Below are 24,654 nucleotides of genomic sequence, written 5' to 3' on the forward strand. Positions count from 1 at the left end.
TCTAATCAAGCATGTTTTTTAGCAAAATCTTTCATAAATTCACTTAACTTTTGAACCTTTTCAATGCTGACAGAATTATAAATACTAGCACGAATTCCACCTAAAATTTTATGCCCTTTAAGGCCTATCATGCCATTTTCTTCAGCTTCTTTTACAAAAACTGATTCTAAGTTTTTATCATGAGCTATATTAAAACTAACATTCACTAGCGATCTATCTTCTTTTTTAGCATGACCTTTATAAAAACCATTACTCTCATCAATCACATCATATAAAATTTTAGCCTTTTGTATGTTTTGCTCATTGATTTTATCTAAGCCACCTTGATTTAAAAGCCATTTCATTTCAAGATTAAACATATATATAGCAAAGGTTGCAGGTGTATTAAATAAAGAATTGTTTTCAGCATAAATGCTGTATTTTAACATACTAGGTATATTTTTATTTTTACTACGCTCTATCATATCTTTACGCAAAAATGCACAAGCAAGTCCTGAAATTCCTGCATTTTTTTGCACTCCGCCAAAAAGCATAGCAATATTAGAAAAATCTATCTTTTTAGAGAAAAAATCACTAGAAGCATCAATTATCAAAGGACTTTTAGTCTTTGGATAACTTTTATATTGAGTTCCATAAATGGTATTATTTGAGCATATATATGCATAATCAGCATTATCGCTAAATTCAAATTGTGGGATATGATTAAACTCACTTTCTTGGCTACTTGCTACTATTTTTGTATTTACTCCTAAAATTTCAGCCTCTTTAATAGCCTTTTTAGTCCAAACTCCTGTATTAGCAAATTCACAAACTCCACCCATATATAAATTCATAGGTATCATAGCAAATTGTAAGCTAGCTCCACCTTGCATCAAAAGCACTTCATAATCATCACTTACGCCATAAAGTTCTTTAGCCATTTTAATCGCATCAAAATGCACTTCTTCAAAAACCTTACCACGGTGAGAAACTTCCATAATAGAAAAGCCTTTGCCATGATAATCAAACAAATGCTCCTGTGCTTCTTTTAAAACCTCATCAGGCAAATTTGAAGGACCTGCACTAAAATTCATTACTCTCATTTTGTCTCCTTTTTATAGTATTTGGGCTTCTTTACTCTCATTTATTGAGCAAAGTTTTATAATATCTCCTTTTTTTAGTTTTTCAAGAGAAATATTTTTGCCATCTTTTTGTAAATTTATCAAATTTTTACTTTTATCAAAAAAATTTTTATGCTGAGTTAAAAGCTCTTCAAAATTATTAAGTTTGTTTTCATAGTTTAGTAATTTTAAATTTAAAACGCTCTTTAGTTGACTTTGTAAAAAATCAAGCTTTTGTTTTCTAAGAAAAAAAGCATTTTCTAAAGATTTGGCTTTGGCTAAATTTTGCAAATGATCGATTTTATTTTGATAAAACTTAAGATGGTTTAACATTTGGCTTTTAAAACGCATAGCAAGCTCATCAAGTCCTTGTTCTAAGCTGAGTTTATTTGGAAAAATCATATCAATAGCCGCACTTGGAGTTGGCGCTCTTAAATCTGCTACAAAATCACTAATAACATAATCAATCTCATGTCCAATAGCAGAAACAGTAGGCGTTTTTAAAGAAAAAATACATCTTGCAAGTTCTTCATCATTAAAACAAAATAAATCCTCCCTACTTCCACCACCTCTTGCTAAAATAATCGCATCAAAATCATACTCATCAGCTTTTTTTAAAGCATTTATCAAAGAATTTGGAGCGCTTTGTCCTTGAGTGAGAGCATTAAAAATAGTTATTTTGCAAAGATTGTATTCTTTTTGTGAAATTAGCTTTAACATATCTTGCAAAGCAGCTGAAGTAAAAGAAGTGATTATGCCTATTTTTTTGGGAAATTTTACAATGCTTTTTTTGGCATTTACATCAAACAAACCTTCTTTTTCAAGTTTTTCTTTTAAGGCTAAAAATTTAGCTTCTAAATCTCCAAGGCTTGTTTTTTGCATACTTTTAGCGATAAATTGATACCTACCGCTTGCTTCATATAAACTCACATAGCCTCTAAGATCAAGCATATCACCAACTTTAGGTTTAACTTGAACAAATTGATTAAAGCCTTTAAACATTACGCAAGCTATACTTGATTTTTCATCTTTTAAATCAAAATACCAATGTCCTGAACCGTGTATAGTTATCTTAGAAATTTCTCCACTAAGCTCTATATCATCAAGATGAAATTCTAATAAACTTTTAGCTTTTAAATTAAGTTCTGAAACTTTCATTTTTTTCTTGCAATAAACATAGAGCAAACACCAAAGCTAAAGCTTTTATACTCTAGCATTTCAAAATGCTCACGGAGTTCTTTAATAAATTCTTCTTTACTTAAAAAATCATCAATGGAATTTGGTAAATATTCATAAGCACTATAATTTTTACTGATAAATCCACCCACTTTTGGCAAAATATTTTTTAAGTAAAAATCTCTACAAGCAGCTATAAAACCACCCTGCTCTCTTTTGGTAAATTCAAGCACAAGTAAAATCCCATCCTTTTTTAACACCCTTGCAAATTCTTTTATAGCTTCTTTTCTATCTACAACATTGCGTATGCCATAACTTATACTTATAATATCTGCACTTTCATTTTCAAGCGGAAGCTCTTGTGCTTTTGCTTGTATAAAAATAGCATTTGGAATTTTTTTCTTAGCCACTTCAAGCATACCTGCACTTGGATCAACCCCTTTTATACTAAGGATATTTTTATTTGCTCTTAGGGCTTGATTTTGCCATTCTATAATCATATCGCCCGTACCACAAGCTACATCGATAATATCAAGTTCATTATTAGAAAATTTAAAAACATCTAAACAAGCTTTTTTTCTCCAACTCACATCAGTTCCAAAGCTTAAAATTCTATTAGCTTTATCATAAGTTGGAGCTATATCATCAAACATTTTAACTATTTTTTCTTGTTTTTGCATGTTTTTCCTAACTATATATTTTTAATTTTTTAATACTTTTTTCAATTTGTTTTATTATATTTTCATCAAAAGAAATTTGCTCTAAATGATTATGTCTAAAATAATTTTTTAGCTTACTAATACTTTTTTCTTTAAACATAGTTGCAAAATAGCATAATAAAAATTTTATTCTTTCTAATTCTTCTTCAAGATTTCTTTGAGATTTTACAATTTTTTTCTTTAAAAAAACTAATTCTTTTCTTAGTTTAAAAGCTATTAAAGGCTTTAAAATTTGATTTTTCTCTCCTTGATAAATTTCATAATTATTTTTTAAAATAAAATCCATATCAAGAAAAATATCATTAATTTTTTCATCGCTTAAAATAAAAATATATTTTTCTAGTTCAAATTTACAAATTTTATCATTACAAACTTGTTTTTCTAAATTTAAAATATAATTTTGAAGTTTATTTTGAATACTTTTTTCAAAAAGAGTGCTAAAAAGCTCAAAAAAAATGCAAATTTGTCTAAGACTTATAAAAAATTGCTCAAAACTTTCAAAATTTAATTTTTGTAAAAAGTTTAATCTATTATTTTTTAATCTTTTTGAAAGCACAAAAAGTAAGATTTTACCCGCTTCAAAACTTTGAATTTGACTTGGAAAATGTAAGTTAATATCTCCTTGTTTGTCTAAAATTTTAATACATTTTACACTATCAAAAATTTTAGAAAAATCTCCATATAATGCTAAATTTTTGCTGTAGAAATTTTCATTATCTGAAATCTCTTTATAGCTTTTAAAAAAGTGAGGTAAATTAAATTGCTTTGCTTTTTCAAAAGTAGGAAAAACAACTTTCAAAATAACCAAATCTTGCAGATTATTTTTAAACTTATAAAGTAAAAATCGAATGCCATTAATCTCAAAACTAGTTCTAGTTTTTTTAATAACATCCCCTATAACATTTTTACTTTGGCGCTTAAATTCTTTTTTAGAGAGCTTATGAGTTTTTTTATCTATAATTTCATGCAATTTATAAATTGAAAATTGATAATAATCTTGATTGATTTTTTTGTATTTCACATCACAAAAAGGACTTATACGCGTAAAGAAAACGCGTATTTTATCCTTAGAATATATAATTTTTTCTTCTTTTAAATTTTTTATAAAGTCACCATTTTTGAGTAAAAAGTGTCTTTGAACTTCACAAACCATTTTATTTTTTACAAGCTTTACAACCATTCACATAAGCAAACACACCAAGATAATCAATAATATTGCCGATTTTTTTCTCAAGTTCTTCTTGATATTTATTAATCCCACTATCTTCATAACACACATCTTCAATATGATTACATTTGCTACAAATAACATGAATATGTGGATATTCATAAATATCATAACAAGTTTTTTGATTTGGAGTGTTGATTTCTACTACCAAACCTTGTTCTTTTAAGGTATTTAAATTTTTATACACTGTAGCTAAAGAAATAGAAGGGTATTCTTCCTTAATACTTTCATATAAAGATTCAATATTAGGGTGTTCATGGCGTTTTAAAATTTTTAAAATACAAAGTCTTTGAGGAGTGGCTTTTAAATCACAATTTTTAAGCAGTTGAATAAGTTCCATTATTAATTCTCCGATATTTTTTATATAGTATAACGCTTTTTTATAAAAAATGATTATATTAAAGGATATTTTTTATCTTTTAATAAATTTTAATCTTTTTACACAAAGATTCAACATCAATTTCTAGAAATTTTTCCACTTCATTTGTTTTACCATGAGTTATGAATTGATCTTCAAATTCAAAGCTTACTAGCTTTATATGACAAAGATTTTCTTTTTGTAAAAAATTTGCAATCAAACTTCCCACTCCACCTATCTTAGCGCTATCTGAAAAAATAAACCAAGTTTTTGTATCTTTTGCCAACTCTTTTAAAAGCTCTTCATCTAAAGGTTTTGCAAAAATCAAATCTATTAAGCTCGCATAATCTAAACCAAGTTTATCTAAAACTAGTTTTGCCTTAGCCGCACCTTGTCCAAAGCCTAAAAACACTTTATCGCTTTGCACTTTAGATAAAATTTGAGCTTTACCAAGTTTTATCTCACATGGATTAAAATTATCGTCTAATAAAAAATTGCCCCTAGGGTAACGAAGAGCAAAAACACCTTGATGAAAATAAGCATACTCCATGATTTTTTCCATCATAGCCTCATCTCTTGGAGCCACTAGGGTAATATTTGGTATAGCACTTAAAAAACTAATATCAAAAACACCTTGATGAGTTTCTCCATCTTCTCCTACAATTCCTGCTCTATCCATGGCAATAACAACATTTAAATTCATAATAGCACAATCATGAATTACTTGATCATATGCTCTTTGCATAAAAGTGCTATAAATTGCTATAAAAGGTTTAAAACCTTCTTTTGCCATAGCCGCCATAGAAGTCACAGCATGTTGTTCTGCAATTGCTACATCCCAAAAACGCTCAGGGTATTTTTCCATTAGCTTATCTATTCCAGTTCCACTTGGCATAGCAGCAGTTACACCTACTATATTTTCATATTTTTGAGCTAAATTCAAAAGTGTATTTGAAAAAATTTCTGTCGCACTTTTTTTGTTCATATTAGCCTTTAAGCTCTCCCCACTACTTCTATCAAAAGCACCTACCCCATGCCATTTTGCATTTTTTCCCTCAGCTAATGTATAACCTTTGCCTTTGATAGTTTGCGCATGCACTACACAAGGTTTATTCATAGCTTTAGCTTGATTGAGTGCATTAATAACTTCATTTAAATTATGCCCATCAATAGGCCCAATATACTCAAGTCCTAATTCTTCAAACAAAAGTCCAGGTGTGATAAGTCTTAAGCTTTCTTCAAAACGCTTTGCCATATAAGAAGCACCTTGAGGAAAGTATTCTAAAAGATTTTCTATGCGTTTTTTAAATTTTTGATAAAACTGCGTTGCCATTGCTTGAGATAAATACTTAGAGATAGCTCCAATTGGCTTGGAAATACTCATTTCATTATCATTTAAGATAATTACACATGGGTATTCTCTATCACCAAGCTCATTTAAGGCTTCATAAGCCATACCTGCACTTAATGCACCATCACCGATTAACACCACTGGTACACGATCTTCATTTTTTAATCTTATAGCTTTACAAGCTCCAACCGCTAAAGATATAGAAGTACTTGAATGACCCGCTACAAAATAATCCCCTTCATCAGGTTTGGTATAACCACTTATACCATTAAACTGCCTTAGAGTATGAAAATTATCTATCTTACCACTTAAAAGCTTATGCGGGTAAGATTGATGTGAAACATCGAAAATAAAAGGATCTTTTTGTACATTAAAAACATAATGCATTCCTATACTAAGCTCAACAACACCTAAATTTGAACTCAAATGACCACCATTTTTGCTCACTGTATCTATAATAACTTCACGCAAATTATTAGCTAAATTTTCTAACTCTTTAATTTGCATATTTTTAATATTTAAGTTATTCAAATCTATCATTCGTTAACCATATTTTTGATTTTTTGCAAACGATTATTAAGGTTTGATTCTATATTGCCTGCATCACTTAATATTAAAACACTTCCCTTGTTAATCGCATCATCAAGGCTAAATTTGATATTATTTTGTTCTTGCAAGTGTATTTTTACATACTCAAAATCATCAGGATTTAATTTTAATTCTATTTTAGTAGCATTTTTAAGCTCATTCATAAGTTCTTTTGCTAAATTTAATGCTATGAGTGATGAATTTTCTTCAAGCTCTTTTGCTATCACTTCTTTTGCAATAATTACAGCAGTATCGGCTAATTCTTTTTCATTTTTAGATAAAAACTCATTTAAATTTTGCACTGTACCTTCAAGTTTTTCCACACTTTTTAAGTATTTTTCTTTTAAAGCTTCTAATTCATTTTCAAATTTTTTTTGAGCTTGTTCATAACCTTCTTTGGTAAATTTTTCTTTTGCATGTTCTAATTCTACATTTAAGCGATTATTAAATTCAGCTTCTTGACTTTCTATTTGCATTTGCAACTTAATAATATTCCCTGACATTTCATCAGTTTTTTTAAGCAAATCTTCTACAAAATCAGGTTGAATTTGTGGTTGTGGAGCTTGTTGGGTGGTTTCTACTGTTTGAATTTCTACCGTTTGCTGGATAGCATTTTGAACTGGGGAAGTTTGGTTTATAGTTTGATTTTCTTCTTGTTTTTGTTCTTCATTAGAAGACATTTCACTCATAACTTTAAAATGATAATCCTCAACCACATGAGTAGAAATATTTTCAGGTGAGATCACATTGGTTAATTTAGCCATGCTTTTACTCTATCATCTCATCAGCCTCACCCACTTGGATAAGACCTTGTTCTGCAAGTTTTTGCACCACTTCCACCACTTTTCTTTGTGCTTCTTCTACATCTTTAACACGTACTGCACCTAAAAATCCCATTTCTTCTACAAAAGCTTCAGCTGCACGCGTAGACATATTTGCCATAAATTTTTGCTTTAGATCCTCGCTTGCACCTTTTAAACCTATCATCAAATCACGCTTATCAGCAGCCTTTAAAACCTCTCTAATTGCATTAGTACTAAGTTGAGAAATATCATCAAATGTAAACATTAAATCTTTAATGGTTGTAGCAAGTTTTTCATCGCTTTGTTCAATATAAGAAAGTGTTGTTTTAGAAGCTTTTTGACCCAAACGATTAAGTACTTCAGCAACAGCTCTTGGGCCACCCACTTCAACCTTATAAGAAGTAAGACTTTCGAGTTTGCTTTCAAGTACAGCAGATACTCTTTTGATGATTGAAGGTGAAATATCTCCAAGATTTGCCATTCTAATCACAACCTCAGCTCTTAATTCATCGCTAAAATACTCTAAAGTTTCTGCCGCTTGAGTAGTTTCCATATGCGCCAAAATCAATGCAATGGTTTGTGGATGCTCTTTAATGATAAAGTCTGCAAGTTGTTGTGGTTTAATTTGTGAAAGATAAGCAAAGTTTTGGTTGTTTTCCATACTTTTGGTAAGTTTTTCCAAAATTTTATTGGCAATTTCAGGACCAAAAGTTCTAAATAAAATTTCTTTTGCATATTCCAAACCACCGCTTTTTAAATACTGGTTTGACTGCAATAGAGTATAAAATTCTTCTAATACTGCTGTGGCTACAGGTTTATCAACATTCTTCGCCAAAGCAATATAACGTGAGATTTCTGTAATGACATTAATATCCATATGAGAAAATAAAACTGTCGTTACATCTTCTCCTAATTGAATTAAAAATATCGCAACCTTTTCTGGCATAGAAAGGTCATCATAGACCATTTTTTGTTCTTCACTAAGCTTTATCATTAGATATCCTTCTCACCAAATTCAGCTTCATTTTCCACAAGCTTTTGCAATAATAGCGCAACTTCTTCACCTTTTTCATTTGCCACAGCTCTTAATTTTTCAAGTAAAACATCATACTGAAGCGCATCTTCATCAAAATTATCTCCAAAGCCAAGTTGTTCTTCAACTTTCTTACGTGCAGCATTGAATTTTTCAATGGCATCTTCAGCCTCATCGATAATTTGTCCATCTTTGCCTTCCATTTCTTCTTCAAGTTTGATATCTGCAAGCATTTTTTGAGAAAATGGCACAATAACTTTTTTGTAAAAGATAAAAAGCAATATCGCTGCAAATACATACTTAACAGGCGGGATAAATGGTTCCACAAATTTAGAATAAAAAGTTTGAACCTTGTTTTCAACCTTGACTGTTCTATGAAACTCTAAGTTATTAACTTCAACTGCATCACCCCTAGCAAGATTAAATCCAATCGCACCCTTGGTAAGATTTTCAATAGCTTGAATTTCTTTATCACTCAAAGGAATGTATTCATTTGTTACATTTCCTTGATCATCGGTAATCACTTTATATTTTCCATCAACAACAACAGCCGCTGAAATTCTTTTCACAGTTGCAAATTGCTTAGTAGTGTTGGTAATTTTTTTAGAAATTTCATTATTAGTAGTGGCTTGGTTTTTTGTATAAACCTCGCGTGCACCTTTATCATCTAAACCTTCTACAGGTCCGATATTTGAAACAGCACCTGGTACACCTTGAATTTCTTTATCTTTATAACCTTCTCTATGCTCTTCTAAAGTTTGCTCACTACGCACAACTGTGTTTGGATCATATATTTCACTTTGCGATTCTTCTTTAGAAAAATCAAAATCAATACTAACCTTTGCCACTACTCTATCATAACCACCCGCAAATGGAGCAATAGAAGCAACAATTTTTTGTTCTAATTCGTACTCTTGGTCTCTTTTGTATTTGATTTGTGCAGCGATTAAGTCACTTTCAAAAGCACCCTCATCATCTAAAGGAATTCCTTTTTGATCCATGATTTTTACATTTTCAGGGCTAAGCTTTGTAACAGAAGATGCAATTAGATTTTTAATTCCCATAATTTGCTTTTTATTAAGCTTTAAGCCCTCTTTTATCGTCAAAGCTACTGAAGCAGTTGGCGGGACTTGTTGTTGGGTAAAAAGCGTATCTTTAGCAAAAGCAATATGCACTGTGGCACTATGAATAGGCTCTAAACTTTCAATCGTTCTAGCAAGCTCTCCTTCTAATGCTCTTTGATATTTTACTTTTTGTTCAGCTTCGGTTGCGCCAAATTCTTGTTTATCAAAAAGCTCAAAGCCTACTTTATTATCCTTTGGTAATAACCCAGCAGAAGCAATAGCTAAACGTTGTTTATATACTTGCTCATTAGGTACTAAAATTGTTCCTTCATTACGCAAAATATAAGGAACGCCGCTTTTTTCAAGTTGAGTTACGATCATCGCCGAATCACTAGTATTAGTATTTTCAAATAGTACCGAATATCCAGCTTCACTAGCTACCGTCGAACCACTTCTAAAAAGGGTTAAAAATACTAAAAATCCAACTACAACAACAATAGAAGCAGCAATAATAATACGCTGTCTTAAACTTAAATTTTGATAAAGCTGACCTACTTGGTGCAGTATAGTTTTATAATCCATTTATTTCCTACAAACTAAAAATTTTTAGAAAACTCTTCAAAAAACCTTGAATTTTCATATTCTGTACCTATACTTATACGCACAGCATTTAGACCATAACTTTGTAAATTTCTTATTATTATACCGTTTTTAAGCAATTTTTCAGATAAATCTGTACTATTTTTTTTATCAAAAAAATATGTGATAAAATTTGTATAACTTGGTATATATTTGATTTGATATTTTTGAGCAAAATCTTCATATAGTCGCATTTGTGAAAAATTATTCTCTAAGGTTTTTCGCACAAACTCATCATCATTAAGCGCAGCAACAGCGGCTTTTAAACTTAAATTCGTTACATTAAAAGGTGCTCTTAGTTTATAAAATACATCAATAATCTCTTTGCAAGCTATACCATAACCCACTCTCATACCACCTAAACCATAAAGCTTTGAAAAAGTTCCTAGGTATATAGTATTTTGAAATTTATTAATTAATTCTTTAGGATCAATACGCTTTTTATCATCTTTAAATGCAGCAAATTCATTATATGCCCCATCAATTGCCACCAAACAATCATCATCAATTTTCCCTAAAAACTCAAAAACCGCACTTGCATCCAAACATTCACCCAAAGGATTATTTGGTAAGCATAAAAAGATTACTTTTATTTCATTTTCATGTTTTTGATATAATTCATATAACTCATTTAAATCATGCGTTAAACTTGGAGTTTTATAAACCTTAACTCCTAATTGTTTTGCATAAATTTCATACATAGCAAAACTAACCCCGCATTGTAAGTATGCTTTAGATTGATCTAATTTTGCATGCACGATGTATTCTATGATTTGATCACTTCCACTGCCTATAATGATGTTTTCATTTAAGATGTTATAATGTTTTGCCAAGGCTTGTTTTAATTCACTCATAGTATCATCAGGATATAAATAAGCCAAGTGCGCATGATCTACAATAGCCCTTTTAGCCTTAGGACTGACTCCATAAGGATTTTCATTACTAGCTAATTTAATCACCTCTTTTAAACCATATTCTTTAGCAATTAAATCCATATCCTTACCACTTTCATAAGTTTTAATAGCTTCTAAAAAAGGATTAAATTTCATTACTTTCTCCTGATAAATACGATCCAAGCCATTTTATATGCTCAGCTTTTTTTAATACTCTTTGGACATTTTCATCATCAATATGTCCTTCAAAATCTATATAAAAACTATGTACAAATTCTCTTGTTTTTATAGGGCGTGATTCAAGTTTTGTTAAATTTATTCCTTCTTTTTTAAACTCATATAATAAATCGCTAAGCCCACCTGGTTTGTGTGCAGCAAGTGCTAAGATAGAAGTTTTACAATGAGACATTTGAGGTATTTTTATATCACTTAAAATCAAAAATCTAGTACGATTTGCCAAATTATCCTCAATCGTTTCAAATAATATAGGTACATTATAAAGTTTTGCTGCAATTTTAGAGCAAATCGCAGCTGAAGTAACATCTTGCGAAGCTAAATAAGCCGCATGAGCTGTGGATTTGCTTGCTACAAATTCTACTTCACTTAAATCATGACTTTCTAAAAAATTTCTACATTGATTATAGCCTTGTGGATGAGAATATATGCGTTTAATATCTTTTAAATTTTCACTCATACTTACAAAAGAATGATGAATGTCCATATAAATTTCAGCAAAAATCTTTACATCTTCATATTTTCCAAGACAATCAAGCGTCACACCCACTGCACCTGCTGTATTATTTTCTATAGGTACTACTCCATATTTTGCTTCTTTGTGGGCTAATTCTTTAAAAACATCTTCTATATTTGTAAGTGGAGTATAACGACTCATAGCACCAAAACGCGTTCTTGCTACTTGATGCGTATAACTTCCTTCAGGCCCTAAATAAGCTATGCTTTGAGGCATTTCTAAATTTCTTGATACAGCAAAAATTTCTTGGTAAATTGCTTCGATTGCATTTTGATCTAATAAGCCATGATTATAATTTTTAAGTCTATTTATAATAGCTCTTTCACGCTCAGGTCTATAAATACTCCCGCCTAAATTTTGTTTAATAACTCCTATATCTTTAACATGAAGCATTCTTTCATTAAGCAAAGCCAAAATTTTATCATCGATAGTATCGATTTTATTGCGTAATTTTTCTATATCTTTCATTTAAACCTCGATATGTAGTAATCCTTAATACTATCATATACAAAATTAAGTTTAGTTGTATCAAGACCTTGAGTGTTAGAAATTTTACCACTTAAAACTAAGCCTGTTTGCATACCAAGCTCATAAGCACCAAGTAAATCACCTTTAAAATCATCACTAATAATCAAAGTCTTTTTAAAACTCACATTACAATCTTGCTGTTTTAATAATTTTAAAGCACTTTCATAAAAAGCCTTACTAGGTTTTCCTATCACTTTATAATCAAACTCGCATGCATTTTTAAGCATAGACATGATACTTCCAACGCCTGGATAAAGCCTTGAGTTTTTCTTATAAATACTACCCTCATGCATTGCTATAGCTTGCACGCCATCTTTAATATACTCTATCATATTAGCAAAATCTTGAAATTTAAAATTATCATAACTTGCTAGCAAAAATGCTTTTGGATTTTTATAATCAAGCTCATAACCTAACTCTTGAAGTGAATCTAAAAATTCTTTTGCCCCAAAAGCTGCTATTTTACAAGGTTTTAAATAATCTTTTAAAACACAAAAAGGATCAATATAAACCTTTTCATTAATTTCAAAACCCAAATTTTGCAAATAATTTAAAAAATCTAATCTTTTGGTGTTATTAGTAATAATCACATAAGGAATTTTTTCTTTATTTAAAGATTTAATGAGTTCTAAAGCACCATTTATAGGACTTTTATCATAATCTGAAATCAAAGTTCCTTGCACATCTAAAAACAACATTTTAATCCTTTAAAAAATCAAGCTCTAAAGCAATTTGATCCTCATAACTTTCTCTTTTTCTAATCATTCTTACCTTGCCATTTTCACAAGCTAGCTCACATACTCTATTGCGAGTATTATAATTACTACTCATGCTAAAACCATATGCGCCTGCACTTTTAATTATAATCAAATCCCCTGCTTTTGTTTTAGCTAATTTTCTATCTTTAGCTAAAAAATCTCCACTCTCACAAACCCCACCGACAATATCACAAAGGCTTTCTTCTTTATTTTCACTTAAAAGCTTGATTTCATGATAAGCACTATATAAACTTGGACGCAATAAATCATTCATTGCCCCATCAACAATCACAAAACGCTTTTTATCATTAAATTTTTCATATAAAACTTTAGTAACAAACTCCCCTGCATTTGCTACTAAAAACCTACCAGGTTCCATACCTATGCACACATCAAGTCCTTGCAAACTTGCTAAAATTCCTTGAGCATAATCATATAAGCTTGGCTCTTGTTCATCTTTATAACAAACCCCTAAGCCACCACCTATATCAAAGAATTTAATATTAATTTTTAAAACCAAAAGTTCTTTTACCAATTTTGCAACAATCACAGAAGCTTCATGAATACTGCGTATATCAAGAATTTGCGAACCTATGTGAAAATGTACACCAACTGGCTCTAAAAATTGTGAATTTTTAGCATAAAGATACATTTTTTTAGCGCTTTTTATATCTACGCCAAATTTATTTTCATGCAAACCCGTAGAAATATAAGGATGTGTTTTAGCATCTACATTTGGATTGACTCTTATGCTTATACGAGCAATTTTTTGATTTTCTTTAGCAATTTGTTCCAAAAGAAGCATTTCTTCGTAACTTTCTAAATTTACATAAAGTATGTTTTGTTCTAAAGCATATTTTAATTCATCTTCGCTTTTGCCAACCCCACTAAAAATAATTTTATAATTTTTAGCACCTGCTTTTAAAACTCTATAAATCTCACCCGCACTAACACAATCAAACCCACTATCTAAAGAAGCTAAAAGTTTTAAAACACTTAAATTAGAATTTGCTTTAACTGCATAAAAAATTTGCGATTTTCTTGCCTTAAAGGCATCTTTTAACATTGTAAAGCGCTCTTTGATTTTATCAAAATCATAAATATAAAATGGTGTGTTGTATTCTTTTGCTAGTTTTAAATAATCCATAAAAAACCTCACTTGTAGTTATTTGTGTTTAAAATAATAAAAACTTCCTATACTCATTAAAATAAATACTGGTAGCATTATACCAAGCTCTGGAAGTAAAATTTCATTTTCACTCAATCTTGTTAATAAAAACAATAAACCCCAAACCAAAAGTATGCATACAAAAAACACAAAAGCTAAAAGTGCGAGATTAAAAAATCTTGCCGTTAAAGGAAAGTAATAATATATAATAAGCATCAAAAATGGTGCAAAAAATGGTGTAAGAACCAAAGAATATAAACTTGTTCTAAGTGTATTAGTAGAAATATTTTGTTTTACAAAAATTACCATACTTTCTAGTGCGTCTAAAATAGAATAAGAAGGATTACTCTCTACTAAAGAAATTCTTTCTAAAATTTTTGGTGAAAAGTCTTCTAAGCCTTTAATATTTTTAAATTCTTCTATACTTAAACCCTCTTTTGAAACAATTAAATTTTGTGGTACATTGATAGCTTTAGCGTCATTTAAATCCCAAGAATCTCCATTAAATTTAGCAGTTTTTGCATGGATTATGCTTTGAATGTCTAAATTTTTTACATCAAAGATTTTTACATTATATAAGGTTTGAGAACTTGTTTTTTGTATATAAATAAATTTATCATTATATTTAATCAAAACATCTCCGCCCTCTCTATCTACAACACCTCGCTTAAGAATATTGCTTTTATATTCATCCGCATAAGCAAAGGAGCTAAAATTAAGTCCTACATAAACACAACAAAAAAACATAGCCCATAAAAAAGGATAAAAAATCACTTGGTTTTTACTTAAACCCAAAGCATATAAGCTAACCAATTCATTCGAGCGTATCATATTAAAAATACATAAAACCAAAGCAAGAACTATAGCTAATGGTAGTATATAAGAAGCTGCTGAACATGTTAAAAAAAAGATATATAATAATTCTAAATTTGCACTTTTTGGCAGTCTATTGAAATTGAGTAAAAAATCAATAGCTACAAAGAAAAAAGTTAAAGAAAAAAATAAGATAAAAAATGATTTTAAATACAAAGATGAAATATAACGAAAAAAAATACTCATTATCTAACTTTTTAAAGAATATTTCGAAGCAATTTTTTCTATATTAGAATCTAAAAGTTCAAATAAAGCTTTTTTGCTATGCTCTAAAACCTTAGCTAAACTTTCTTTTTCGTCTTGCTTAAATTTACCCAAAACATGAGAAACCGCATCTTGGCCTTTTCCCACACCTATACGCACTCTCTCATAAGCATTCCCACAAAGACTATCAATACTTTTAAGCCCATTATGACCGCCACTTGATCCGCCCATTTTAAATTTCAATGCACCCAAATTTAAGTCAATATCATCATGAATTACGATAATCCTATCGCATTTGTAGTATTCGCTAACTGCTTTAACGCTTTCTCCGGATAGATTCATATAAGTAGAAGGTTTTAAAAAAAGAGTAGAAGAACTTTTAAAAAGTTCTCCTTTAAATTTAGCATTTGAAAGTTTTGCTACTTCCAAATCTTCTATAAGCAAGTCAATCAGCATAAACCCGACATTATGTCTAGTTTGCTCGTATTGTTCTCCTATATTACCAAGTCCTACGACTAAGGTCATTTTATCTTGCTTTTTCTACGCCAACTACAGCTACTCTATCAGCATCAACCATAGTTACACCTTCAGGTACAACTACATCACGAATTAAAAGTGCATCACCTACATCAAGCTTAGTAACATCTAATTCAAAATAATTTGGTAAGTTTTCAGCTGCACATTTTACTTTTAATCTTCTTTTTGATTGGATTAAAACACCTTTGTTTTTAAGACCCATTGCAGTTCCTACGATTTTTACAGGAACCATATATTTAGAAATAACACCTTTTTGTGCTACTTTTAAATCCACATGCTTTAATTCTGCTGTTACAGGATCTTTTTGGTAATCTACCACTACAACATTTAATACTTTATCTCCAACTTTTACATCAAAAGCTAAAGTAGTTTTTTTGCGTACTTCTTTAATAAATTCATTTACTTTAAAAGCAGCATTGATGTTTTCTAATCCTTTTCCGTAGATGTTTGCGATTAGATAACCATCTCTTTTTAAAGCTTTAGCAGCTTTTCTACCGATACTCTCTCTAACGATACCTTCTAACATCTGTTTCCTTTCTAAAAAAATAAACGCTAATTATATCTAAATAAGTTTATAAAGATTTTAAAATATCTTCATATGCGATACAAAATTGTTCTAAACCATCATCAAGTAAATCTTTGCAAGCTTTACTTAAAGCATCTTTTGAAATATTTGCATTGAGCTTTTTCTCTATACACTCATCTTTCAAAGGCTCTTTAAATACAAGCGCTTTACCTTTAAAAGCCATGATAGCATCTAAAGGTGCAGTGTTGATAGCTTTATCGTATAACAACTCTTTAATGTAATAATCTTTTTCTAAATCATCACCCTTCACCCCAGTACTAGCAAACAATGCTCTAATGTTAGCTTCTTCTTGCTTGATAATATAATTATAAGCCTTAGTTGCTGTAAGAATTCCTATATAGTTTTTATCTAGAACTTGATGATTTAAAAGCCTATCAAAACGGCTTACAAAAATACTAATAACCGCTTGAGGCTCTTTTTTAGCTGCAATATTATTTTTTCTAAATTCTTTTAAACCTAAATTTAAAGCTTCAAAGCATTTTTTAGTTTGCTCAAAATCAAAAATCAAAGTAGCATTTACACTAATACCATTCTTCATTAATTCTTGCATTACTTCATAAGAAGCCTCTGTAGCAGGAATTTTCATCATCACATTTTCTTTTGCAATTTGCATATATAATCTTTTTGCTTCAGCCAAAGATAAGCTAGTATTATCTTTTAATCTTGGATCAATTTCAATACTAATAAAACCATCGTTATTTTCATAATAATTCGCAGCGAGTTTATCTGCAGCTTTAGCGATATCTTCTATCGCTAAGTGTTCATACAAAGATTTTTTATCCTGCATGTTTAATTTTTTGATTTTTTCTTTATATATAGCTGAGTTTAAAATCGCATTTTTAAAAATAGCAGGATTTGAAGTAGCGCCGTTAATTGTTTTTGAATATATTAAATCTAATAATTCATGATCTAAAAATTCATTTTCTATAAAATCACACCATAGTGAAAATTTTTTCATTGTATTACCTTTATTATTTCTTTTAAATCTTTTTTATCTATACAAATATCTGCATGAGATCTTAAAATTTCTTTGGCACAAAAAGCTATTTTTAACCCGCATTCTTTAAACATAGAAATATCATTAGCTCCATCGCCCACACACATAATTTCTTCTGTTTTTAAATTTAAAAATTTCTTAAGTCTTTGTAGTATAATACCTTTTGAGTTGTTAAACATAATTTCTCCGCCAACTTTTCCTGTTAAAACACCGTTTTTACTATGTAAAAAGTTAGCAAAACCAAAATCAAAATGAAGTTTATTTTGTATTAAGTCAATTCCCTCATGAAATCCACCGCTAAAAACAATAATTTTTATATTTTTATTTTTTAAATACTCGCATAATTCTTTAGCACCATTCATCAAAGGTAAATTTTCACAGCATTTGTTTACTCGTTCGATTGGCATACCCTCTAGCAAGGCTACTCTCGCACTTAAGCTTTCAAAAAAATCAAGTTCACCATTCATTGCTTTGTTGGTGATACTTTTAATAGCATCACCAACATTATACTCATCTGCTAAAATATCGATAGTTTCTCCGTCTATTAATGTAGAGTCAAAGTCAAAGGCACAAAGCTTTATCATCAAAACTCACGCTTTAACAAAGCTTCAGCTTTTAATATAGTCAAGATATTTTCTTCCCTTTTACCTATACCAAAAATCATACCTTTTTCTTTTAGTAAGGTTTCAGGTGGTGGATCAATTCTACTTCTGTGAATTTTGATAGCTTCTGTTAATCTATCTATCACAAATCCTGCATTACCTGTAGGAGTTTGATTTCCATTTGCTATACCTTTTAAAACAATATATCTTGTTTGAGGAGTCATTTTAGAACCACCTTGATTAAATCTTTTCGCAAGATCAATCAAAGGCATTACATTACCCCTCATGTTAAATACGCCTAATACATAATCAGGCACACTTGGAACCCTAGTATATTCTATAGGTTTAATAATTTCTTGGATATTAAGAATTGGAATAGCATATTCCTCATCCCCTACCACAAAACCAACAAGCTGAATAATATCCTCTTCTTTGTCCAGATCTGGTTCTGCAATTTGTGCTTGTTGTTTTTGCAAAACTTGACTTAACTTATCATTCATCTTCTTATCCTAGTTTTAAATTTTTTCTAACTACATTTTCTAAGTACTCTGGAGAGTAAGGCTTAGTAATATACTCAGTCATTCCTACTTCCACACCTCTTAAACGGTCTGATTTGCTAGTTCTTGAAGTTACTGCAACAAGCGGAAGATTTTTATACTTAGAATACTTTCTAATTTCACCTGCCAAGGTATAACCATCCATTCTTGGCATTTCGATATCAATCAATACTGCATCAATATCATACTCACCTGATTTGATTGTATTTAAGGCTTCTACGCCGTTAGTTGCCTCTATAATACTCACACCTAGTGGCTCTAATGACTTTTGCATAATGTTTCTATCCATCTTAGAATCATCCACTATAAGCACTGTATAATCGCTTGGTTTTTCTTTCACAACCTTTTTAGCTTGCGCTTCAATTTGAGCTTTGATATCAACTTTGATTTCTTTTGCAATATCCATCATAGCCGCAACATCAATGATTAATGTAACTCTACCATCACCGCGAATAGTCGCCCCTGCTATACCTTGGATATTTTGCAAATACTCACCCATAGATTTAATAACAATTTCTTCTTGACCTACTAAAGTGTCTACTATAATACCAAGTTTACTTTCTGCTACACCTATAACAACCACATAAGTTTGATCACTATTTTCAAGCACTTGTTTTACACCAAATACATCTGAAAGTCTGACTAAAGATAAAACTTCATCTCTTAATCTTAATACATTTTTACCCTCAATAGTGTAAATATCATCAATTGGCACTCTAACTGTTTCAAGAACACTTGCAAGTGGAATTGCATAAAATTCTTCTTGTGTACCCACAAGCAATGACTGAATAATCGCCAAGGTAAGTGGGATTTTAAGCTTCATCACAGTGCCTTTTCCAAGCTCACTATCAATCTCAATCACACCATTTAGTTTCTCAATATTTGTCTTAACAACATCCATCCCAACGCCACGACCTGATACATTGGTGATCTTGGCAGCTGTTGAAAAACCTGGTTTGAAAATCAGTGCAAACGCTTCTTTGTCATTCATTTGATCTGCTTCGCGTTCTGTGATTAAGTTTTTCTCTATCGCTTTTGCTTTTAATGCATCTGCATCTAAACCTTTACCATCATCAGCAATTTCAACGACAATGTGGTTTCCTTCGTTGTAAGCTTTAAGATTAACCGTTCCTTTTTCTGGTTTGCCATTTGCCGCACGTGTTACTGGATCTTCAATGCCATGATCACATGAATTTCTAATCATATGCATAATAGGATCACCTATTTCTTCTACAATTGACTTATCAAGTTCGGTTTCTTCCCCTGAAATTTCAAGCTCCATTTGCTTACCAAGTTCACGACCCAAGTCACGCACAACTCTTGGAAATTTGTTGAAAACTTTTGCGATAGGTTGCATTCTTGTTTTCATTACCGCAAGCTGAATATCTGTTGTAACGATGCTAAGCTGTGATACAACTTGATTTAATTCTTCTAAGAATTTTTCACCATCATATCTTTCTTCAACATCATCATAAATTTTTAACAAGCGGTTTTTGCCTAATACTAACTCACCGATTAAGTTCATCAAGTGATCAAGTCTTTTTACTTCAACCCTGATGGTTTGATCCATATTTGCACCGCTGCTTCCACCACCTGCTGCAGGAACTTTTTTCTCAGCAGTTGCACCTTGTGCTTGCGGAGCTGCTTTAGCAGGAGCTGCTTTGGTTTCTTGTGTTTTTTTCTTTTCTGCGCGTCTTGCTTGATCTTCTGCTTTTCTTACTTTTAAAAGTCTTTCAATCTCTGCTTCCACTTCATCATCGCTTAGTTTATTCACATCTACTTCAGGTTCTTCAGCTTTTGGTTCTTCTTTTACTTCTTCAACTTTAACTGGTGCAACAGACTCTAAACTTTCACCTTCTGAAATAGCCGTTAATCTTGCACAAATTGGAGCAATATCAAGTCCAATAGTCGTATCATTTCCATTATCTCTAATAGAATTTAACAAGGTCTTCATCATATCAATAGACTCTAAAACTACATCCATTACCTCAGGAGTAATTTTAAGCTCATTGTGCCTTGCTTTATTTAAAACATCTTCCATGTGATGAGTAAGTTTTGTTAAAACATCAAAATTTAAAAAACTTGACGAACCTTTAACAGTATGCGCAACACGGAAAATTCTATTTAATAGCTCTAAGTCTTCAGGATTTGCTTCTAATTCAACCAAATCATGGTCAATTTGCTCGACTAATTCAAAGGCTTCAACTAAAAAATCCTCAAGTATTTCTTGAATATCTTCCATTTTTACTCCTCACCTTTTTCATGTTTTTTAATAACGCGGGAAATTTCAGCAAAGAAATCACTTGCATTAAATTTAACCAAATACCCTTCTCCACCTGCTTCTTTAACACCTTTATCACTCATAAACTCATTTGACAAAGAAGAGTTAAATACGATAGGAATATTTTTAAATCTCTCGTCTTCTCTTACTTTAGCCGCAAAATGGAAACCATCCATTTGAGGCATTTCAACATCACTTACAATGATTTTTAAGTGTTTGCTTAAATCATCACCATATGCCCCGTATAACTCTTGAAGTTTTTGTAAACCTTCAACTCCATCTTTTGCTTCTACAACTTTCAATCCGATTTTATTAAGTAAATCTTTAACAAGTTTTCTTGCAGTAGAACTATCATCAAGTGCTAAAGCTATACCTTCAATTTTTTGAATTTTATCATCTTCAATATCAGTTTGCGGGGTATAAATTCCAAGCTCTTGTACAATACTTTCTAAGTCTAAAATCAACAATACCTCATCGCCTTCGATTTTGGTTACACCTGTTATTTTACTTTTATCCAAACTACCTGCACTTGTAGCAAAATTAGCTGGTTCGATATTTTTCCAATTAATTCTACGAATTCTTTTTGCCTCATGCACGATAAAACCGATTAATACATTACTAAATTCAGTAATGATTACCCTAGGTTTTATATTTGTCATTTCTGGTTCTTGAATTTGCATCCACTTAGCTAAGTTAATCACAGGAATTACCACGCCACGAAGATCAAAGATACCTTCAACATACTCAGGCACTCCTGGAATTTCAGTCAAGAAAGGAATTTTAATGATTTCTCTAACTTTAGATACATTCACACCATAAATTCCCTCATAAACTTTATCTTGGCCTTGCTTAAAGATGCGAAAATCAACAAGTTCCATTTCATTTGAACCTGTTTTAACGACATTCTCATCAAACATTATGCCTCCTTAAGTTCTATTTTGTGAAATCTGATTTCTGAGTTATATTCTACTATAAAAAAACTTTCCTTGTATGCAAAAGTAGCTAAATTTAAATATTTTATCTCATTAAATTTATAAAGCACATCTTGATGATAATGTCCTTCTATAACAAATTTAGTTCTATAGTTTTCAATTCGATTTTTAATAATCAAATCAAAATTATTAATTTTTCCAACAAGTTGTTTTTTGTTTTGATTTTGTAGAATTTTTTGTGTTATCTTAAAGTCACAAAGATTATTGATAAAATTTAAAAAGCAAAGCAAATAATGATTTCTCAAACTTTTTAAGCAAAATTGTAAAAATGGTTTTAAAAAAATATCCCCATGAGCTAATTGGGCAAAAGTATGCGCCTTATCTTCAAATTTACAAAGCAAAGGTTGTTTATCTATACTAAAAACTTTTACACGAGTAAAAAAATTGGCTAAATTAAAATCATGATTTCCTTCCAAATACACTATCTCAATTTTTTTAGCTAATTCCTCCAAAAGCTCTATATAAGGCAATGCAAATTCATGAGTAGCTTTGACTTCATAAACTAACAAGTCAAAAATATCACCCATTAAAAAAAGCTGTGGAGTTTGAATTTCACCATTTTTTAAAATTTGTAAAAATTTCCAAAAACCACGTCTATTCTCATTTTCGTGCGCATCAGCGATAAAAATAGCATTTTCTTTGATACTAATCAATATTTGGCTTTCTCGTATTTTAAAATTTTATCATAATCAATTTCACCATTAAAAATTCTCACTCTTTTTTCATTAAAATTATCACTTAAAATATCTCTAGTTTTATTATAATCCCTTACCTTAATTCCTGCTATAGTTACCATAGTATGAATTAAATCATCACTCATAAAAGGTTTATCTTTTGCTTTGATTATTTTATTTAGTAATTCTGGATTTTTTTGTTTAAATTTATCACTAACTATAAAAAAGAACGGGATTTCAGCAGTAAATCTTGAAGTTACAAAATGCTCAGCTCTACCCCGAAATTCATAAACACTCTCTCCATGATCACTTATATACACTATAATTGCTTCCTTATCCTTAAACAAATTAAAAGTCTCATTAATAAAATAATCATTATACAAAACTGCATTTGCATAATCAGCGACATTTTGTTTTTCTTTATTATTAAGAGTTCTATTAATATCTTTATTTTCAAATTTTACAAATCCTTTCTCAAATCTTCTGTTATATTTAAAATGAGTTCCCATAAGCTGAACAATAAAAAAATTTTTTGAATCAATGCTATCTTTTATAATAGGCAACATTACTCCATCTGTTTGTTTTGTAAAAATTTTATCATCAGTAGAAAACTGATCAATAAATATAGCTTTATCTGCCCTATTGGCTACAGCTGTTGTGATACTTGTGTGGCCAGATAAAGGTTCATGATTTGATATAAATATGCTTTTATAACCTGCCAAATTAAATAAATCAACCATATTTAATTGATTAAACCATTCTTCTTCATTTTCAATATTTGAAAAATTTAAAACCCTTCTTAAAGAAGCATGAGTACTTGCAAAAGGAGCTATAACATCACTAAATTTAATCAAATATCCTTTTTTCTCTAATTCTTCTAGTTTTGGAGTTGTTTGAAGATTATATCCATATAAACTCATATAATTTCTTTGAGTACTTTCTCCAATAATAAATACTATATAAGGAATTTTCTTTTGAATACTTACCCCCCCCCTATATAAATTAAAAATACGCTCATAATTTTTCAAATAAAAATTATAACTTGCCCATATACCATTGTTAGCATAATATCTTAAAAACTGCTCTGGAATATCAATAAAAAAACTAAAATTTATTTTATCAATAGAATTTATTCCATGTTTTTTAATAAAATATCTATTGGTGCAATCTATAAGCAATCCAAAAATACATAGGATATAAATGATTCCTATAAACTTTTTTACTGTTTTATTTTTAATACTAAGTTTTTTTTGAATAGATTTAAAAATATAAAAAAACAAAAATACTATACAAACAAATAAAAACAAATAAATAATATAGCTTTTATTGATATAAGTTTCTATAAATTCAAAAATTTCAGTCCAAGTTGTTTGTAGTAACACATCTATAAACAAAGGATTAAATTTAGCAGAATAATTTAATAATAAATAAGTTTGCAACAAAAAAACTAAAATAGCAAATAAAGTTAAAAAATATACAACATACTTGGTTTTTTCCTTTAATAAAATAAAAAATAGATGAATAATAAAAATATTCAATACAAGCACTATAAAAATATTTTTTACAGCTTTAAATATAATCCATTCAAATATTTCTCTTTCAAAAGTTAAATAACTCCACCATAACGAAATGCTTGTATCTAAAATAAAAATTAAAAAAATATGCGGAAAATATTCAACGACAAAATCGAAATATCTTTTTTTTTGCATTAAAATTCCAAAGCTTTGTATTCTATAGAGATGATTTCAAATTCACTTTCACCTTTTGGCAAGCGTACTTTAAAGTCATCGCCTTCTTTTTTACCAAGCATTGCTTTAGCAATAGGCGAACTAATAGAAATATAACCTTTTTCTAAATTTCCTTCATTAACTCCTACTAAAGTATAGGTGCTTTGTTTTTCACTGTCTAAATCTTCTACTACCACAGTTGAGCCAAATTTCACACTATCATGCTCGTAAGAAGATGGGTCGATGATTTGCGCTCTTGAGATCAAATCTCCAAGTTCAGCAATCTTACCTTCTATAAAAGCTTGTTTTTCTCTAGCTGCATGATATTCTGCATTTTCTTTTAAATCGCCATGGCTTCTTGCTATATCTATTTCTTCTACCACTTTTGGGCGTTCAACTTTTTTTAAATGCTCTAATTCTTTTTCTAATTTTTCATAGCCATATTTACTCATAGGTTCTTTTTGCAT

Annotated in this window: 24 protein-coding genes; all 24 read right to left on the bottom strand. The window is 30.0% G+C overall.

Going from position 1 to position 24,654, the window contains the following annotated elements:
* Positions 1 to 5: 5 nt before the first annotated feature.
* Positions 6 to 1,082 carry a phosphoserine transaminase gene (serC, locus tag CSUB8523_RS08165; protein WP_043020174.1) on the bottom strand — a complete coding sequence of 359 codons (1,077 nt, stop codon included), beginning with the start codon at positions 1,080 to 1,082 and terminating at the stop codon, positions 6 to 8.
* Positions 1,083 to 1,094: 12 nt separating this feature from the next.
* Positions 1,095 to 2,258, bottom strand: coding sequence for an exodeoxyribonuclease VII large subunit (gene xseA / locus CSUB8523_RS08170; protein ID WP_043020175.1), 1,164 nt, complete (start codon positions 2,256 to 2,258; stop codon positions 1,095 to 1,097).
* Entirely contained in the window at positions 2,255 to 2,956 is a 702-nt protein-coding gene (ubiE, locus tag CSUB8523_RS08175) for a bifunctional demethylmenaquinone methyltransferase/2-methoxy-6-polyprenyl-1,4-benzoquinol methylase UbiE (protein ID WP_043020176.1), read from the bottom strand. Before ubiE ends, xseA begins: the two co-directional genes overlap by 4 nt.
* 7 nt (positions 2,957 to 2,963) lie before the next feature.
* On the bottom strand, positions 2,964 to 4,148 hold the full coding sequence (locus tag CSUB8523_RS08180) for a CYTH domain-containing protein (RefSeq protein ID WP_148308439.1): 1,185 nt from the start codon (positions 4,146 to 4,148) through the stop codon (positions 2,964 to 2,966).
* A gap of 1 nt (position 4,149) precedes the next feature.
* Entirely contained in the window at positions 4,150 to 4,563 is a 414-nt protein-coding gene (gene perR, locus CSUB8523_RS08185) for a peroxide-responsive transcriptional repressor PerR (protein WP_043020178.1), read from the bottom strand.
* Positions 4,564 to 4,642: 79 nt separating this feature from the next.
* Positions 4,643 to 6,472 carry a 1-deoxy-D-xylulose-5-phosphate synthase gene (dxs, locus tag CSUB8523_RS08190; RefSeq protein ID WP_043020179.1) on the bottom strand — a complete coding sequence of 610 codons (1,830 nt, stop codon included), beginning with the start codon at positions 6,470 to 6,472 and terminating at the stop codon, positions 4,643 to 4,645.
* The gene (gene fliH, locus CSUB8523_RS08195) at positions 6,469 to 7,284 is read right to left on the bottom strand and encodes a flagellar assembly protein FliH (protein WP_043020180.1); all 816 of its coding nucleotides are present in this window, start codon (positions 7,282 to 7,284) and stop codon (positions 6,469 to 6,471) included. The genes dxs and fliH overlap by 4 nt, the downstream gene beginning before the upstream one ends.
* Positions 7,285 to 7,288: 4 nt before the next feature.
* On the bottom strand, positions 7,289 to 8,317 hold the full coding sequence (fliG, locus tag CSUB8523_RS08200) for a flagellar motor switch protein FliG (protein ID WP_043020181.1): 1,029 nt from the start codon (positions 8,315 to 8,317) through the stop codon (positions 7,289 to 7,291).
* Positions 8,317 to 10,002, bottom strand: coding sequence for a flagellar basal-body MS-ring/collar protein FliF (gene fliF / locus CSUB8523_RS08205; RefSeq protein WP_043020182.1), 1,686 nt, complete (start codon positions 10,000 to 10,002; stop codon positions 8,317 to 8,319). The genes fliG and fliF overlap by 1 nt, the downstream gene beginning before the upstream one ends.
* Positions 10,003 to 10,016: 14 nt before the next feature.
* Positions 10,017 to 11,108: a histidinol-phosphate transaminase gene (gene hisC / locus CSUB8523_RS08210; protein ID WP_043020183.1), complete on the bottom strand. Its 1,092-nt coding sequence runs from the start codon at positions 11,106 to 11,108 to the stop codon at positions 10,017 to 10,019.
* Positions 11,098 to 12,171, bottom strand: coding sequence for a chorismate mutase / prephenate dehydratase (locus CSUB8523_RS08215; protein ID WP_043020184.1), 1,074 nt, complete (start codon positions 12,169 to 12,171; stop codon positions 11,098 to 11,100). Before CSUB8523_RS08215 ends, hisC begins: the two co-directional genes overlap by 11 nt.
* The gene (locus tag CSUB8523_RS08220) at positions 12,168 to 12,929 is read right to left on the bottom strand and encodes an HAD-IIA family hydrolase (protein ID WP_043020185.1); all 762 of its coding nucleotides are present in this window, start codon (positions 12,927 to 12,929) and stop codon (positions 12,168 to 12,170) included. Before CSUB8523_RS08220 ends, CSUB8523_RS08215 begins: the two co-directional genes overlap by 4 nt.
* 1 nt (position 12,930) lies before the next feature.
* Complete coding sequence (lysA, locus tag CSUB8523_RS08225; protein ID WP_043020186.1) at positions 12,931 to 14,136, bottom strand: diaminopimelate decarboxylase; 1,206 nt, start codon at positions 14,134 to 14,136, stop codon at positions 12,931 to 12,933.
* An 18-nt stretch (positions 14,137 to 14,154) separates the two neighbouring features.
* A complete protein-coding gene (locus CSUB8523_RS08230) occupies positions 14,155 to 15,216 on the bottom strand; it encodes an LptF/LptG family permease (protein ID WP_043020187.1) in 1,062 nt (353 codons plus the stop codon).
* Between the two features lie 3 nt (positions 15,217 to 15,219).
* Positions 15,220 to 15,759, bottom strand: coding sequence for an aminoacyl-tRNA hydrolase (pth, locus tag CSUB8523_RS08235; protein WP_043020188.1), 540 nt, complete (start codon positions 15,757 to 15,759; stop codon positions 15,220 to 15,222).
* 1 nt (position 15,760) lies between these two features.
* The gene (locus CSUB8523_RS08240; protein WP_039627041.1) at positions 15,761 to 16,297 is read right to left on the bottom strand and encodes a 50S ribosomal protein L25/general stress protein Ctc; all 537 of its coding nucleotides are present in this window, start codon (positions 16,295 to 16,297) and stop codon (positions 15,761 to 15,763) included.
* A gap of 46 nt (positions 16,298 to 16,343) precedes the next feature.
* Entirely contained in the window at positions 16,344 to 17,315 is a 972-nt protein-coding gene (locus CSUB8523_RS08245; protein WP_043020189.1) for a transaldolase, read from the bottom strand.
* On the bottom strand, positions 17,312 to 17,938 hold the full coding sequence (serB, locus tag CSUB8523_RS08250) for a phosphoserine phosphatase SerB (protein WP_043020190.1): 627 nt from the start codon (positions 17,936 to 17,938) through the stop codon (positions 17,312 to 17,314). Before serB ends, CSUB8523_RS08245 begins: the two co-directional genes overlap by 4 nt.
* Complete coding sequence (locus CSUB8523_RS08255; protein ID WP_039664533.1) at positions 17,938 to 18,456, bottom strand: chemotaxis protein CheW; 519 nt, start codon at positions 18,454 to 18,456, stop codon at positions 17,938 to 17,940. The genes serB and CSUB8523_RS08255 overlap by 1 nt, the downstream gene beginning before the upstream one ends.
* 4 nt (positions 18,457 to 18,460) lie before the next feature.
* Complete coding sequence (locus CSUB8523_RS08260; RefSeq protein ID WP_039664534.1) at positions 18,461 to 20,755, bottom strand: hybrid sensor histidine kinase/response regulator; 2,295 nt, start codon at positions 20,753 to 20,755, stop codon at positions 18,461 to 18,463.
* Positions 20,756 to 20,757: 2 nt separating this feature from the next.
* Positions 20,758 to 21,711 carry a chemotaxis protein gene (locus CSUB8523_RS08265; RefSeq protein ID WP_039664535.1) on the bottom strand — a complete coding sequence of 318 codons (954 nt, stop codon included), beginning with the start codon at positions 21,709 to 21,711 and terminating at the stop codon, positions 20,758 to 20,760.
* Positions 21,711 to 22,439 (bottom strand): metallophosphoesterase, encoded by a 729-nt coding sequence (locus CSUB8523_RS08270; protein WP_148308440.1) that lies wholly within the window; start codon positions 22,437 to 22,439, stop codon positions 21,711 to 21,713. The genes CSUB8523_RS08265 and CSUB8523_RS08270 overlap by 1 nt, the downstream gene beginning before the upstream one ends.
* Positions 22,436 to 24,169 (bottom strand): phosphoethanolamine transferase, encoded by a 1,734-nt coding sequence (locus CSUB8523_RS08275; protein ID WP_043020191.1) that lies wholly within the window; start codon positions 24,167 to 24,169, stop codon positions 22,436 to 22,438. Before CSUB8523_RS08275 ends, CSUB8523_RS08270 begins: the two co-directional genes overlap by 4 nt.
* A complete protein-coding gene (greA, locus tag CSUB8523_RS08280) occupies positions 24,169 to 24,654 on the bottom strand; it encodes a transcription elongation factor GreA (protein ID WP_039664536.1) in 486 nt (161 codons plus the stop codon). The genes CSUB8523_RS08275 and greA overlap by 1 nt, the downstream gene beginning before the upstream one ends.

The sequence above is a fragment of the Campylobacter subantarcticus LMG 24377 genome (assembly GCF_000816305.1).
Taxonomy (GTDB): Bacteria; Campylobacterota; Campylobacteria; order Campylobacterales; family Campylobacteraceae; genus Campylobacter_D; species Campylobacter_D subantarcticus.

Coding starts and splice junctions, on each gene's coding strand:
- xseA (WP_043020175.1), bottom strand. CDS start 2,258: ATGAAAGTTTCAGAACTTAATTTAAAAGCTAAAAGTTTATTAGAATTT.
- CSUB8523_RS08240 (WP_039627041.1), bottom strand. CDS start 16,297: ATGTTAGAAGGTATCGTTAGAGAGAGTATCGGTAGAAAAGCTGCTAAA.
- CSUB8523_RS08255 (WP_039664533.1), bottom strand. CDS start 18,456: ATGAATGATAAGTTAAGTCAAGTTTTGCAAAAACAACAAGCACAAATT.
- CSUB8523_RS08260 (WP_039664534.1), bottom strand. CDS start 20,755: ATGGAAGATATTCAAGAAATACTTGAGGATTTTTTAGTTGAAGCCTTT.
- fliH (WP_043020180.1), bottom strand. CDS start 7,284: ATGGCTAAATTAACCAATGTGATCTCACCTGAAAATATTTCTACTCAT.
- ubiE (WP_043020176.1), bottom strand. CDS start 2,956: ATGCAAAAACAAGAAAAAATAGTTAAAATGTTTGATGATATAGCTCCA.
- CSUB8523_RS08180 (WP_148308439.1), bottom strand. CDS start 4,148: ATGGTTTGTGAAGTTCAAAGACACTTTTTACTCAAAAATGGTGACTTT.
- CSUB8523_RS08275 (WP_043020191.1), bottom strand. CDS start 24,169: ATGCAAAAAAAAAGATATTTCGATTTTGTCGTTGAATATTTTCCGCAT.
- greA (WP_039664536.1), bottom strand. CDS start 24,654: ATGCAAAAAGAACCTATGAGTAAATATGGCTATGAAAAATTAGAAAAA.
- CSUB8523_RS08245 (WP_043020189.1), bottom strand. CDS start 17,315: ATGAAAAAATTTTCACTATGGTGTGATTTTATAGAAAATGAATTTTTA.
- CSUB8523_RS08265 (WP_039664535.1), bottom strand. CDS start 21,711: ATGTTTGATGAGAATGTCGTTAAAACAGGTTCAAATGAAATGGAACTT.
- lysA (WP_043020186.1), bottom strand. CDS start 14,136: ATGGATTATTTAAAACTAGCAAAAGAATACAACACACCATTTTATATT.
- pth (WP_043020188.1), bottom strand. CDS start 15,759: ATGACCTTAGTCGTAGGACTTGGTAATATAGGAGAACAATACGAGCAA.
- serC (WP_043020174.1), bottom strand. CDS start 1,082: ATGAGAGTAATGAATTTTAGTGCAGGTCCTTCAAATTTGCCTGATGAG.
- CSUB8523_RS08230 (WP_043020187.1), bottom strand. CDS start 15,216: ATGAGTATTTTTTTTCGTTATATTTCATCTTTGTATTTAAAATCATTT.
- fliG (WP_043020181.1), bottom strand. CDS start 8,317: ATGATAAAGCTTAGTGAAGAACAAAAAATGGTCTATGATGACCTTTCT.
- hisC (WP_043020183.1), bottom strand. CDS start 11,108: ATGAAATTTAATCCTTTTTTAGAAGCTATTAAAACTTATGAAAGTGGT.
- CSUB8523_RS08215 (WP_043020184.1), bottom strand. CDS start 12,171: ATGAAAGATATAGAAAAATTACGCAATAAAATCGATACTATCGATGAT.
- serB (WP_043020190.1), bottom strand. CDS start 17,938: ATGATAAAGCTTTGTGCCTTTGACTTTGACTCTACATTAATAGACGGA.
- perR (WP_043020178.1), bottom strand. CDS start 4,563: ATGGAACTTATTCAACTGCTTAAAAATTGTGATTTAAAAGCCACTCCT.
- fliF (WP_043020182.1), bottom strand. CDS start 10,002: ATGGATTATAAAACTATACTGCACCAAGTAGGTCAGCTTTATCAAAAT.
- dxs (WP_043020179.1), bottom strand. CDS start 6,472: ATGATAGATTTGAATAACTTAAATATTAAAAATATGCAAATTAAAGAG.
- CSUB8523_RS08220 (WP_043020185.1), bottom strand. CDS start 12,929: ATGTTGTTTTTAGATGTGCAAGGAACTTTGATTTCAGATTATGATAAA.